Source organism: Acinetobacter sp. LF10 (assembly GCF_048585715.1).
Taxonomy (GTDB): domain Bacteria; phylum Pseudomonadota; class Gammaproteobacteria; order Pseudomonadales; family Moraxellaceae; genus Acinetobacter.
On record NZ_CP184160.1, the window covers coordinates 858,513 to 871,291 of the forward strand.

A 12,779-nucleotide genomic window follows, 5' to 3' on the forward strand; every position below is an offset into this window, starting at 1 on the left:
ATGAGCTTGATACTACGCCAACAAAAAACCATCGAATTAGTACGAGAGCGTGGTTATATTAGTATTGAAGAACTTGCTCAACATTTCGATGTTACACCTCAAACTATTCGTCGTGATATCAATCAATTGGCAGATGAAGGGCTATTACGGCGTTATCATGGCGGCGCTGCGCATGATTCGAGTGTTGAAAATACTGAATATACAATGCGTGTTGGGCATATGCTTGAGCAAAAAAGAACAATTGCTGAAGCTGTTGCTGCTGCTGTTCCAGATCATGCTTCATTATTTATTAATATTGGTACAACAACTGAGGCAATTGCACATGCCTTACTCAATCACACGGGCTTAAAAGTTATTACTAATAACCTGAATGTTGCAAAAATCCTCAGTACCAAAGAAGACTTTGAAGTGTTGATTGCCAGTGGTCGTGTGCGTCCAGATGGTGGCGTCATTGGTCAAGCAACCGCTGATTTTTTCAAACAGTTTAAAGCCGATTATGCCCTTATCGGGATTAGTGGAATTGAAGAAGATGGCACATTGCTTGATTTTGACTTTCAGGAAGTGTGTGTCTCTCAAGAAATTCTTTCAAGTGCACGCCAAGTTTTTTTAGCTGCGGATAGCAGTAAATTTGGGCGTAATGCGATGATTCGACTAGGCTCACTTAAGCAAGTGGATTGTATTTTTACGGATCAACAGCCAAATGAGCAATTTATAAAAACCATCCGAGACTTAGATGTTGGTTTGATTGTTGCTAAATAAATCTTCATTTTCGAAAAATTGTTACTTCTCTTGAGTTAATCAATTTAACTCAAGATTTATTCAATAAAAATTATATTTTTCTTATAAATAAATGCGATTACTGTGTTTCTGAACTTTTAGTCTCTCCACTGAATTTTACCATTTATCTAAAAATGTCGATAGATTGGCATTTTTTGATCTATTCTTCATTGTTTATTTTCGATTTATATGTTTAAATTTTCATTATCGAAAAATAATGAAAATTTGCGGTGATTTATGCAAACTTCTCCTCAGACAAACGAAAGAATTTATGACCTTGCTGTGATTGGTGGTGGTATCAATGGTGTTGGTATTGCGGCTGATGCATCAGGGCGTGGTTTGTCGGTATTCTTGTGTGAAAAAGACGATTTAGCCAGTCATACTTCGTCTGCAAGCAGTAAGCTTATTCATGGTGGTTTACGTTATTTAGAGCACAAAGAATTCCGTTTAGTGCGTGAAGCATTAGCTGAACGTGAAGTGCTATTGGCTAAAGCTCCACACATTATTCGCCCAATGCGTTTTATTATGCCGCATCGCCCACATCTTCGCCCTGCATGGTTGATTCGTACGGGTCTATTCTTTTATGATCACTTAGGTAAGCGTGAAAAATTATTGGGTTCGAACAATGTCTATTTTAAAGAAGACAGCCCTTTAAATTCTGCGATAACACGTGGTTTTGAATATTCAGACTGTGCTGTTGATGATGCTCGTTTGGTCGTGCTCAATGCGATGCATGCCCGTGAAAAGGGTGCTGATATTGTAACTCGTACTCGTTGTTTGTCTGCACGAAGAGATGGGCAGTATTGGGTTGTTGATTTAGAAAATGAACATGGTCAATTCCAAATTAAAGCAAAGGTATTGGTCAATGCTGCTGGACCTTGGGTCGCACAATTCATCAAACAAGATTTAGAGCTCAAATCACCTTACGGTATTCGCTTGATTCAAGGTAGTCATATTATTGTGCCGAAACTGTATGAAGGCGACAAAGCATTTATTATGCAAAATGATGACCGCCGTATTGTGTTCGCAATTCCGTATTTAGATCAATACACCATGATTGGAACTACAGATCGTGAATATCAAGGTGATCCTACGCAAGTACAAATTACTCAAGCAGAAACAGACTATTTGCTTGAAGTGAGCAATGCACATTTCAAAAAACAACTTACTCAAGCGGATGTTATTTGGACATTTGCTGGGGTACGTCCACTTTGTGATGATGAATCGGATAATCCTTCTGCAATTACGCGTGACTATACTTTAGCTTTATCTCAAGAGAACGATGAACAAGCGCCATTGCTTTCAGTATTTGGTGGAAAGTTAACGACTTATCGAAAATTAGCTGAGTCGGCTATGCAGCAGTTAAAAGCATTCTTCCCTGAAATGAAGGGGAGTTGGACTGCAACAGAAGCTTTACCTGGTGGCGAAAATATGGAGTCTGTTGAACAGTTGATGCGAGAAATTCGTGCACAAGTCACTGATGCATCAGAAGCTTTAGTTAAGCGTTGGGCATCAGCTTATGGCTCACGTATTTGGAATATTCTAGGCGAGAAAAGTTCTGTTGAGCAACTTGGACAGCACTTTGGGCAAGGTTTGTATGCACGTGAAGTGGATTATTTATGTACTGCTGAATGGGTAACTACCAGTCAGGATGTATTGTGGAGACGTTCTAAACTAGGACTTAATTTCACGCAAAAAGAAACAGAAGCTTTGGATGCCTATCTGATTGTAAAAACACATAACAACGAAGCGGCTTAAAATCGTATAACAGTACCAAAGCCCTGTCTTTAAAAAGCCCTTTATCCAAATAACTTGAGTTCGGCGAACTCAGGTTATTTACTGATAGAAGTACAGGGTTGTTTTTTGGAGTGCGAATGTTGCATGCAATTAGCGCTCCGTTAAATAGACACTAGGCATTCATTTAACGCCTGAGTTAGGTGCTCTTAAGTGCATAGTTCCCATCATTTGTGGAAATATCTCCATAGCTGTTAGCTGGGTAATAAAGGAACGATCCTAAATAGCAAAGCTCGTTTCCGTTCTTAATAACTAGCTCATAAGAATGCCCATCTTTCCACTTTCCAGATGCTTCTAGTACTAAATAAGTATCTTCTTGAGCAATTGAAGTTTCGTCAATTTTCATTCCATAGAAATTGATATATTTCCATATATCAGACTTTGATTCCAATAAAGGTTCAATCAAACCAACAGCATGCTTAAAGCTTTCACAAGCAAGGAAAAATGCAGATTCGATCTTAGACTTAAGATCTTCATTGAAGTTTAACGACTCAATTAGATTTAAGTGTTGATGATTGATTTCCCGGAAGTCATCAATATGTAATCCTATGTATTCATTTGTTAGGGGAAACCATACTTCTCCTTCCAGAGAATAATCACTCATTTTCAAATTTTTTACGGTTTCCATAGATTCCTCCTTGTCCACCTAACTTAAAATTAACTGGCACGTCCCCACAGCAAACTCAAACCTGAGACGTACCTCAGAACGATAAAAAAAGACACTGTAATTGGTTGGGTACTTGTCGCTGTTGATGCAGAAGTTAGTTTTGTTAGCGGTTATTTGAAATTTTTTTCTCAAGATATTCAATTCCTTTTAGAATTTCATTTCTATTTTTTGATAATTTTAACCATTTCGGCAGCCTACTTTCTAAATTAGCAGTAGACCAACCAGTCTGTTGATTTTCTTGCCTCTCTCTTAGTGATGCGCCTATATAAGATTTCAGCCAAGATAGATGTTCAAGATTGTAAGCCCACAACTCCTCGCCACAACAAGCTACATTAAGCCACAAAGGAAAGTGAAAACACCAATCTGTGTTTGCTCCTATCCCTAAAACTCCTTTCTTATAGTTTTCAGCATTATTAGAAAACATCCTTACATCAGCTTGAGTGCAAGACCAGTCTTTAACATATCCACAATTCGAGCAACTAATCCTTGTTATTGTTTCATCTGGCGATGCTGCAACTATCGCCATTTTTTGACATTTTGGACAATGCACAAAGAAATGAGTAGCAAAACTCTCTAAGAAAGTTGAACCATCCTTGAATCTATTATTCATAAAAATCTAACGCCGAGTTATGCTAAACTTTTCATTTCAATGGGAAATGAAGACCGCTTTTCAAGATTTTTTAAATACTCCAATACCGATTCTGGCAACATTAAACCATGCGATTGCGCCCAAGTAAAAACATGATACGCATAAATATCAGCGATAGTAAAACATGAGCATATATACCCAGAGCTAGAGATTTGCGAATACAAAGGCTTTATATTGTTAGTTACGCGCAGAATTGATTCAGCATAAGTGCCTTCTGGCCAAGTATAAAAAGCCTTTAAAGAAGATGCTTGCTGAGCAACCCAAAGATATGACTCAACTTCTGAAAGTAAGTAGTAGATAAAATTACGAAACCTATAGATTTCCTTTGCATCAAAAGGAATAAGATCAGCTCTTGAAGCAAGAGAAACAAGGTACTCCATGATTGCTAGTGATTCTGTGTAAAGCTCGCCGTTGTGTTCAATAGCAGGAACTTTCCCCAATGGATTAAACTTTTTTATTTCCCTTGGTGTAATACGAATAACTTGGTGCTCTAAACCAAGTTCATTCAAAAGCCAAAGAATGCGCTCCGCTCTTGATCGAAATGTATAAGCATATAAAGTTAACAATTAAATCTGTTCTCTATTCGTGGTAAGCATAACGTTGAGTTAGGTGAAGGTCGCCATAGACAACAGGGCAGGGTCAACCACATAGTCGCCGTTGGTAATTCAACGTGGAAAACCGAAGTCTAGTTGTATCCGGTTCTAGTGATGAATGTTATCAATAGTTGGGAACATTCATCGTCTGCAGTTCGCCGGTACAAACTTTTCTGGCCTGCCGTGGCACTGCCATTCAATGGCGCCGTCTTTATACTCTGGTACTAGACGGATGCTCACACTAGGGGTCGCTGTAATTATGAGAATCTTTCCAGTTCTATCTACTTCTAAGTAAGCGATATTTTTGAAGCTGGAGGGGTTATCTAGTTCCTTTTGGGTTATCTCTTTTTTGGCAATCAGGCTGTTGGAGATTTCTGACCTGAGTTGGGCAATGGAAGAAAGTGCCTCGGATACCTTGGTCCGGTCGTTATAGCACTGATAGGGGGGTATAAAAACTAAAGAAATAGCAGCAATAACTATCAGAAAGCAGCCGTCATAAAGTATTGAGAAGGGATACTCATACCATTTTGACCGGCATTTACCTTCTGCAATTGAGTATTGGGTTGTCCACGCCGAAAGAAAAATACTACTTATTACGAGAGCGGTAAAAATGTGGCTGTTGTCAGAGCATTGATTAAGTAACGCAAAAACGAGAAGTGCTGTAGGAATCGGTGCTACCCACAGCTTTCTAAAGGGTAATCTCATTTTGTACAACCTGAATATAATTCCATGCCTAGTTTTCAGTAGCCTAACTACTCTTATGCGGCAGAAGTGACACATAAGATTCCAAATTCTGTTGCATAAGACACCTGATTGATTAAAAATTAGGCAAAAATAATTGATTTATTTGAACTTAAAATTATCATTAAATAATAAAAATAACAAGGATAATAAAATGCCAGTTCAACAGCCCAAATTGCTTGATTTAGTTAGGCAGCGTATCCGTTATAAGCATATGAGTTATAGGACTGAACAGGCATATTGTGGTTGGATAAAACGCTTTGTTATTTTCCATAAGATGCGCCATCCGCGTGACATGGGGCGTATGGAAGTGGAGTCTTATTTATCACATTTGGTGAATGTAGGTAAGGTTGCTCAATCTACTCATCATCAAGCACTTTCAGCTTTACTTTTTTTATATAAAGAAGTGCTGAATATCGAGCTGCCTTGGCTGGATGAGTTAGATAGACCAGCCAAGCCCAAACGATTGCCTGTCGTATTGACACATCAAGAGGTACAGGTGGTTCTTGAACATCTATCAGGCATTCATTTGTTGATGGCTAAATTGCTGTATGGCACAGGAATGCGATTAACTGAATTATTACAGTTACGCATTAAAGATATTGATTTTGAGCTACAAGAAATTGTCATACGTCAAGGTAAAGGTGATAAAGATCGTATCACCATTTTACCTAAATCTATTCAGCAGGAGCTTAAACTGCAAATAGAACAAGCTAAGATTCTGTTTAATGAGGATCGAAAATACAATAAATCTGGTGTGTATCTACCTAATGCTATTGAGAAAAAATATCCAAAAGCAAATGTCAGTTTATCTTGGTTTTGGGTATTTCCTGCATCCAATGAATCTACTGATCCAAGGACAGGAGTTTTTAGACGGCATCATATTTATCATCAAGGCTTGCAACGCGCATTCAAAATTGCTGTGCAGCAAGCAAATATCACAAAATTTGCTACACTGCATACTTTAAGGCATAGCTTTGCCACACAAATTTTGCGAAACGGCTATGACATCCGAACCGTCCAAGAGTTATTGGGGCACGCTGATGTTAAAACCACAATGATCTATACCCATGTACTTAATCGTGGTGGTTTGGGGGTGAAAAGTCCATTAGATTCTTTCTGAGAAAACCTGATGTTCTTTCCTTAGATCATTGTTTTAACGATGAATCAGATATTTACCAACATTATTCTAGCGTGATTGATTTCGCACTATGAATTTTGGTATTTACGACCACCCAAAGCGTTATTGTTTTCTCAACTATTTATAAATGTATTGCACTTCTTTACTAAATCCGTCAAATAAAAAGGCCGCCGAAGCGACCTTTTCAAATCTCCCTTAATCCCTCATTAATCAAGAGGGAAACTAGAGTGATTAAGCAGATTTAACAGCTGCTAATAATTCATTTTGACGATCTTTCAGCGCTTGAGGTAGGCGATCACCAAGTTTAGTGAATAACTCAGTATGGCTTTCAAGCTCTTTGATCCATTGATCTTTATCTTGAGCTGTAACAGTGTTGAATTGCTCTTTAGAGAAATCAATACCAGTCCAGTTCAACTGTTCGTAAGTTGGAACATAACCGATTGGAGTCTCAGTCGCTTCAGCACGACCTTCACAACGATCAATGATCCACTCGAGAACACGCATGTTTTGACCGAAACCAGGCCATACGAAATTGCCTTCAGCATCACGACGGAACCAGTTTACGTTGAAGATTTTTGGTAATTTATTACCAGCAGCTTCTGCTTTAGCGCCAACTTCTTGGCCAAGTTGTAACCAGTGACCGAAGTAGTCAGCCATGTTATAACCAGCGAAAGGAAGCATTGCAAATGGGTCGCGGCGAACAATACCTTGTTGACCAACAGCAGCAGCAGTTGTTTCTGAACCCATTGTTGCAGCTTTATAAACACCATCAACCCAGTCAAAAGCTTCAGATACTAAAGGTACTGTATCTGCACGACGACCACCGAAGATGAATGCAGAAATTGGTACACCCGCTGGATTTTCCCAGTCAGCATCGATAGAAGGGCATTGACCAGCTGAAACCGTAAAGCGAGCATTTGGATGAGCCGCTTTTTCACCTTCAACGTGAGGCTGACCTTTCCAGTTGGTTAAGTTTGCTGGAACTTCTTTAGAAAGACCTTCCCACCAAATTTCACCGTTATCTGTTACAGCAACGTTTGTATAGATAACATCTTTAGTTAATGTAGCCATACAGTTCGGGTTGGTTTTGGTATTTGTACCAGGTGCAACACCGAAGAAACCCGCTTCTGGATTGATTGCATATAAACGACCATCTTCACCTGGTTTGATCCAAGCAATATCGTCACCTACGGTTTCAATCTTCCAACCTTCGTAACCTGCTGGTGGAATTAACATTGCAAAGTTCGTTTTACCACACGCAGAAGGGAATGCTGCAGCGATGTAGTGTTTCTCACCTTGTGGATTGGTTACGCCTAAAATAAGCATGTGCTCAGCTAACCAACCTTGCTCACGACCCATTGCAGAAGCAATACGTAAAGCTAGGCATTTTTTACCAAGTAAAGCATTACCACCATAACCAGAACCGTAAGACCAGATTTCACGAGTTTCTGGGTAATGAACAATGTATTTTTCATTGTTACATGGCCAAGCGACATCTTTTTGACCATCTTTCAATGGAGCAGCAACGGTATGCACACATGGGATAAACTCACCATCTGTACCTAATACGTCATAAACTGCTTTACCCATACGTGCCATTTTTGTCATGCTGACAGCAACGTAAGGTGAATCTGTTAATTCAATACCGATATGAGCAATATGGCTGCCTAAAGGACCCATTGAGAAAGGAACAACGTACATGGTACGACCTTCCATTGCGCCATCAAATAAGCCGTTTAATTTCGCACGCATTTCAGCAGGCGCAACCCAGTTGTTTGTTGCACCAGCATCTTCTTGATTTTCAGAGCAGATATATGTGCGATCTTCAACACGAGCAACATCAGAAGGGTCAGAATTTGCAAGATAAGAACCAGGATGTTTTTCTTGGTTAAGTTGTTGCATGGTGCCGTTAGCGATCATCAAGTCGATCAGACGTTGATATTCTTCTGCGCTTCCGTCACACCATTCGATTTTTGCTGGTTTGGTTAATTTTGCAATTTCTTCCACCCATGCAATAAGCTTAGGGTGACGAACGAATTCTGGTGCGTTCACTTGGGTCATGGTGATGCCTTTTTAAAGTGTGTACGACGTACAGTTCTATTCATTGGATGACAATGAAAATAGATGAAGTAAAAAAAGTGGCTGTATTAAAGCATAAAATCGTAAAAAAAATAAGACTACCGTGCTTGATAGAGTCTTAATCTAAGAGTGTATATTTATGGGTAAAATATTGTTTTTGCTTAAATTGATTATTTTCTAGTCCTATATGTAATTTTTTTATGTGTATTATTTTTATTTTAAATTATTATTAAAAACAATTAGATAGGTTTGTTTATTTTTTTGAGAATTATTATTGATAAATTGAATAATGCTCATCCAAAATTTACATAAACAAACTTTTAATTGTTGATTTTATAAACAAAAATACTGGTGATTTATCTTTAAGGCTGTTAGGTATGACTCAGAATTTACGGCCCTTGTCCATAATTTACAATCAAAAATCTGGCTTTCATGCAGCACAGCAAGAAGACCAGTATGAAGCTCTTATGGCTTTTTGGAGTCAAAAAGGATTTGAAATTCAGGTATTTGAATTAAATTCGCACATTAATTTTGATGAAATGATGAATAATGTTTTATCTCGACATCAACAGGAACATGCGCGTGGGGTAGTTGTTGCTGCAGGTGGCGATGGTACATTAAATGCCGTAGCAAAAAAGTTAATGCATACCAATATTCCAATGGGAATAATGCCCTTAGGTACGTTTAATTATGTTGCACGTGCTTTAGATATTCCGATTGATGTGGCTCTAGCAGCAGAAGTAATCGCAGTGGGTCAACCGCGCGAAGTTCATGTTGCAACGATTAATGATCAAATTTATTTGAACAATGCCAGTTTAGGTTTGTATCCTTTATTCATTAAGAAGCGTGAACTTTATAACCAGTATTTAGGGCGCTTTCCTCTACATGCCTATACTTCGGCGTTAGATGTGTTACTGCGCGAACATAAATCATTAAAACTCGCACTCACAGTGGATGGGAAAAAATATCCTGTAGCTACTCCATTAATATTCTTTGGTAATAATCAGTTGCAATTAGAGGATATGAAATTAAGAGTTGCCGAATGTGCTGCAAAAGGCAAGTTAGCTGGAGTTGTTGTTGCTAAAAGTGACCGAATCAGTTTATTAAAAATGCTATGGAGACTTGTTCAAGGGGAAATTGATCAAGCATCGGACGTCTATTCTTTTTGTGCCGAACAAATACAGGTTGACTGTAAAAAGGCCAAACTTACTGTTGCAGTCGATGGGGAATTAGTGGATATGCAACCACCTTTAACGTTCTCAGTAAAAAAATCAGCTTTAAAAGTGATGGTTCCAAATGTTGTTGCACCTATCTGATTTACATTTTGGTACTGAGCGTGAAGAATGTATTCAAGCGATACAACTGTTTTGCCAACAAAAACGCCCAGAGGCAATTGTAATCAGTGGTGATTTAACCCAGCGTGCGCGTTTCAAGCAATTTTATGATTGCCGTCAGTTTTTAGATTCTTTGCATATTCCATATCTTGTTGTGCCGGGTAATCATGATATTCCGCTTTATCATGTCTGGAATCGCTTCTTCTCTCCATTTGTACGTTACCAAGCGTTTTTTGGCCGTTTAGAGTCTACTTTAGAAACGGAGCATTTTTATATTGTTGGCATGAATAGTATTCGTCGGAGATACCATACCCGAGGGCATATTTCCCTTGAGCAAATTTATGAAACGGATACCAAGCTAAAAAATGCACCCACAAATAAAATAAAATTGGTCACTTTCCATCAGCCTTTTTATACCTTCCCAAATGAGCATGGAGATAAAGATTGTCCTGTGCTTGCTAAAATTGCATTAGAACGTTGGGGTGAGACAGGGTTGTTTGGTTTATTACATGGGCATCTACACAAAGTTGCAGTTCATGATTTAAATCAAATTTTTCAATTGGGATTTAACCATCCTATTTTAGATATTCATGCTGGAACAGCAACTTCAAATCGTTTGCGTTTTGGGTTTTCAAATAGTTTTAACTTGATTTTAGATGACGGAACAATCGAGCATTACTGGTTTGATGAAAAACAGAAAATTTTTCTTCGATCATGAAATGCTGCTTAATTCAGCAAGATCATGTGATTGTGTTTAAAAAAACATCTTTAAATAGATTTTTTTTTAATTTCCCCCTTGAAGCCATTTTTTTTAACCCCACAAAAGTGGCATATCAAAATTTTATATGTGTTGCTATGAACTGGCGACACACATTAATCAATAAGACTAAGTCTGATGGAGTTAAATATGAGCAACATTCGTCCATTACATGATCGTGTTGTGATTCGTCGCGTAGAAGAAGAAACTAAAACGGCTGGTGGTATTTTACTTCCAGGTTCTGCTGCTGAGAAACCTTCTCAAGGTGAAATCATTGCAGTAGGTAATGGTCAGATCACTGACAATGGCGTTCGTGCTTTAGACGTTAAAGTAGGTGACAAAGTATTGTTCGGTACTTATGCAGGTACAACAGTAAAAGTAAGTGGTGAAGAACTCTTGATCATGAAAGAGTCGGACATCTTAGCTGTGCTTGAAGGCTAACTCGACACATAACTCAAATTTATTTTCAGATTCAGTATTTAAAAAGATTCGGAGTTTAACATGTCAGCTAAAGACGTAAAATTTGGTGATTCAGCTCGCTCAAAAATGATTGCAGGCGTAAACGTACTTGCAGATGCAGTAAAAGTAACTTTAGGTCCTAAAGGCCGTAACGTTGTGATCGACCGTTCTTTCGGTGCGCCACACATCACTAAAGATGGTGTAACAGTTGCGAAAGAAATTTCTTTAAAAGACAAGTTTGAAAACATGGGTGCTCAACTTGTTCGTGAAGTTTCTTCTAAAACCAATGACATCGCAGGTGACGGTACAACAACTGCAACTGTTCTTGCTCAAGCAATTTTAAATGAAGGGATCAAATCTGTAACTGCAGGTATGAACCCAATGGATTTAAAACGTGGTATCGACATCGCAGTAAAAACGGTTGTTGAAAATATCCGTACCAATGCAAAACCTGCTGATGATTTCAAAGCAATTGAACAAGTAGGTTCAATCTCTGCGAACTCTGACACAACTGTTGGTAAACTTATCGCTCAAGCGATGGAAAAAGTAGGTAAAGAAGGTGTTATCACTGTAGAAGAAGGTTCTGGCTTCGAAGACGCTTTAGACGTTGTAGAAGGTATGCAGTTCGACCGTGGTTATATCTCTCCATACTTCGCGAACAAGCAAGATACTTTAACTGCTGAACTTGAAAATCCGTTCATTCTTCTTGTTGATAAAAAAATCAGCAATATCCGTGAATTGATCACAGTATTAGAAGCTGTTGCTAAAACAGGTAAACCACTTTTGATCATCGCTGAAGATGTTGAAGGCGAAGCGCTTGCTACACTTGTTGTGAACAATATGCGCGGTATTATCAAAGTATGTGCAGTGAAAGCCCCTGGTTTTGGTGACCGTCGTAAAGCAATGCTTCAAGACATCGCGATCTTGACTGGCGCGACTGTGATTTCTGAAGAAGTCGGCATGTCTTTAGAGCAAGCTTCTCTTCAAGACCTTGGTACTGCACACAAAATCACTGTATCTAAAGAAAACACAGTGATTGTTGATGGTGCGGGTAATGCAGCACAAATCGCGGAACGTGTTCAACAGATTCGTGCGCAAATCGAAGAATCTACTTCTGAATACGACAAAGAAAAGCTTCAAGAACGCGTTGCTAAATTAGCTGGCGGTGTTGCAGTCATCAAAATTGGTGCAGCAACTGAAGTTGAGATGAAAGAGAAGAAAGATCGTGTGGATGATGCACTTCACGCAACTCGCGCAGCAGTTGAAGAAGGTGTTGTTGCTGGTGGTGGTGTTGCACTGGTACGTGCTGTAAACGTATTGGATGGCTTAAAAGGCGCGAACGAAGACCAAACAGCAGGTATCAACATTTTACGTCGTGCGATCGAAGCGCCACTTCGTCAAATCGTTTCGAATGCAGGTGATGAGCCATCAGTTGTAATTAATGCAGTTAAAGCGGGTGAAGGTAACTTCGGCTATAACGCTGCAACTGGTGAATATGGAGATATGTTGGAAATGGGTATCCTTGACCCTGCTAAAGTAACGCGTTCTGCACTTGAGCACGCAGCTTCTGTTGCTGGTTTGATGTTAACAACTGAATGCATGATTACTGACATTCCAGAAGATAAACCAGCTGGTCCAGATATGGGCGGTATGGGTGGTATGGGCGGAATGATGTAAACTGCTCACTGATATCTTAAGTTTTTGTAATTTAATATGATTTAAGATATTGATATTTAACTTACTCACGATGTTACTCACATATGAGTTTGTTACAAAAAAGGTCACAAA

General features: G+C 38.9%; 12 protein-coding genes. 7 read left to right on the forward strand and 5 right to left on the reverse strand.

Features of this window, described 5'->3' with window-relative positions; translation table 11 throughout:
- The gene (locus tag ACN19N_RS04160) at positions 1-759 is read left to right on the forward strand and encodes a DeoR/GlpR family DNA-binding transcription regulator (RefSeq protein ID WP_293746229.1); all 759 of its coding nucleotides are present in this window, start codon (positions 1-3) and stop codon (positions 757-759) included.
- A gap of 255 nt (positions 760-1,014) precedes the next feature.
- Positions 1,015-2,535 (forward strand): glycerol-3-phosphate dehydrogenase, encoded by a 1,521-nt coding sequence (glpD, locus tag ACN19N_RS04165; RefSeq protein WP_420002016.1) that lies wholly within the window; start codon positions 1,015-1,017, stop codon positions 2,533-2,535.
- A gap of 175 nt (positions 2,536-2,710) precedes the next feature.
- Here the strand turns inward: glpD and ACN19N_RS04170 are convergent, their stop codons facing one another.
- The 4 genes from ACN19N_RS04170 to ACN19N_RS04185 all read right to left on the reverse strand — a co-directional run bounded on the left by ACN19N_RS04170 (position 2,711) and on the right by ACN19N_RS04185 (position 5,185).
- Complete coding sequence (locus tag ACN19N_RS04170; RefSeq protein ID WP_269229818.1) at positions 2,711-3,199, reverse strand: DUF6985 domain-containing protein; 489 nt, start codon at positions 3,197-3,199, stop codon at positions 2,711-2,713.
- Between the two features lie 142 nt (positions 3,200-3,341).
- The gene (locus tag ACN19N_RS04175; protein ID WP_269239220.1) at positions 3,342-3,848 is read right to left on the reverse strand and encodes a hypothetical protein; all 507 of its coding nucleotides are present in this window, start codon (positions 3,846-3,848) and stop codon (positions 3,342-3,344) included.
- A gap of 17 nt (positions 3,849-3,865) precedes the next feature.
- The gene (locus ACN19N_RS04180; protein ID WP_269229820.1) at positions 3,866-4,453 is read right to left on the reverse strand and encodes a glutathione S-transferase family protein; all 588 of its coding nucleotides are present in this window, start codon (positions 4,451-4,453) and stop codon (positions 3,866-3,868) included.
- A gap of 168 nt (positions 4,454-4,621) precedes the next feature.
- Positions 4,622-5,185, reverse strand: coding sequence for a pilin (locus ACN19N_RS04185; RefSeq protein WP_420002017.1), 564 nt, complete (start codon positions 5,183-5,185; stop codon positions 4,622-4,624).
- Positions 5,186-5,375: 190 nt separating this feature from the next.
- On the opposite strand from ACN19N_RS04185, the gene ACN19N_RS04190 reads away from it, so the two are divergent.
- Positions 5,376-6,344, forward strand: a complete 969-nt coding sequence (locus ACN19N_RS04190) for an integron integrase (RefSeq protein WP_151826256.1) — start codon at positions 5,376-5,378, stop codon at positions 6,342-6,344.
- 249 nt (positions 6,345-6,593) lie between these two features.
- Here the strand turns inward: ACN19N_RS04190 and ACN19N_RS04195 are convergent, their stop codons facing one another.
- The gene (locus tag ACN19N_RS04195) at positions 6,594-8,423 is read right to left on the reverse strand and encodes a phosphoenolpyruvate carboxykinase (GTP) (RefSeq protein WP_004663356.1); all 1,830 of its coding nucleotides are present in this window, start codon (positions 8,421-8,423) and stop codon (positions 6,594-6,596) included.
- A gap of 395 nt (positions 8,424-8,818) precedes the next feature.
- Between ACN19N_RS04195 and ACN19N_RS04200 the strand changes: the two genes are divergently transcribed.
- The 4 genes from ACN19N_RS04200 (at position 8,819) to groL (ending at position 12,668) form a co-directional block, all read left to right on the forward strand.
- Complete coding sequence (locus tag ACN19N_RS04200) at positions 8,819-9,757, forward strand: diacylglycerol/lipid kinase family protein (protein WP_420002018.1); 939 nt, start codon at positions 8,819-8,821, stop codon at positions 9,755-9,757.
- Positions 9,738-10,493: a metallophosphoesterase family protein gene (locus ACN19N_RS04205; protein ID WP_420002019.1), complete on the forward strand. Its 756-nt coding sequence runs from the start codon at positions 9,738-9,740 to the stop codon at positions 10,491-10,493. Before ACN19N_RS04200 ends, ACN19N_RS04205 begins: the two co-directional genes overlap by 20 nt.
- A gap of 189 nt (positions 10,494-10,682) precedes the next feature.
- Positions 10,683-10,973 carry a co-chaperone GroES gene (locus tag ACN19N_RS04210; protein ID WP_005144860.1) on the forward strand — a complete coding sequence of 97 codons (291 nt, stop codon included), beginning with the start codon at positions 10,683-10,685 and terminating at the stop codon, positions 10,971-10,973.
- A 60-nt stretch (positions 10,974-11,033) separates the two neighbouring features.
- Positions 11,034-12,668: a chaperonin GroEL gene (gene groL, locus ACN19N_RS04215; RefSeq protein ID WP_004663351.1), complete on the forward strand. Its 1,635-nt coding sequence runs from the start codon at positions 11,034-11,036 to the stop codon at positions 12,666-12,668.
- The last annotated feature ends 111 nt before the right edge of the window (positions 12,669-12,779 follow it).

Coding starts and splice junctions, on each gene's coding strand:
- ACN19N_RS04160 (WP_293746229.1), top strand. CDS start 1: ATGAGCTTGATACTACGCCAACAAAAAACCATCGAATTAGTACGAGAG.
- glpD (WP_420002016.1), top strand. CDS start 1,015: ATGCAAACTTCTCCTCAGACAAACGAAAGAATTTATGACCTTGCTGTG.
- ACN19N_RS04170 (WP_269229818.1), bottom strand. CDS start 3,199: ATGGAAACCGTAAAAAATTTGAAAATGAGTGATTATTCTCTGGAAGGA.
- ACN19N_RS04175 (WP_269239220.1), bottom strand. CDS start 3,848: ATGAATAATAGATTCAAGGATGGTTCAACTTTCTTAGAGAGTTTTGCT.
- ACN19N_RS04185 (WP_420002017.1), bottom strand. CDS start 5,185: ATGAGATTACCCTTTAGAAAGCTGTGGGTAGCACCGATTCCTACAGCA.
- ACN19N_RS04190 (WP_151826256.1), top strand. CDS start 5,376: ATGCCAGTTCAACAGCCCAAATTGCTTGATTTAGTTAGGCAGCGTATC.
- ACN19N_RS04195 (WP_004663356.1), bottom strand. CDS start 8,423: ATGACCCAAGTGAACGCACCAGAATTCGTTCGTCACCCTAAGCTTATT.
- ACN19N_RS04200 (WP_420002018.1), top strand. CDS start 8,819: ATGACTCAGAATTTACGGCCCTTGTCCATAATTTACAATCAAAAATCT.
- ACN19N_RS04205 (WP_420002019.1), top strand. CDS start 9,738: ATGTTGTTGCACCTATCTGATTTACATTTTGGTACTGAGCGTGAAGAA.
- ACN19N_RS04210 (WP_005144860.1), top strand. CDS start 10,683: ATGAGCAACATTCGTCCATTACATGATCGTGTTGTGATTCGTCGCGTA.
- groL (WP_004663351.1), top strand. CDS start 11,034: ATGTCAGCTAAAGACGTAAAATTTGGTGATTCAGCTCGCTCAAAAATG.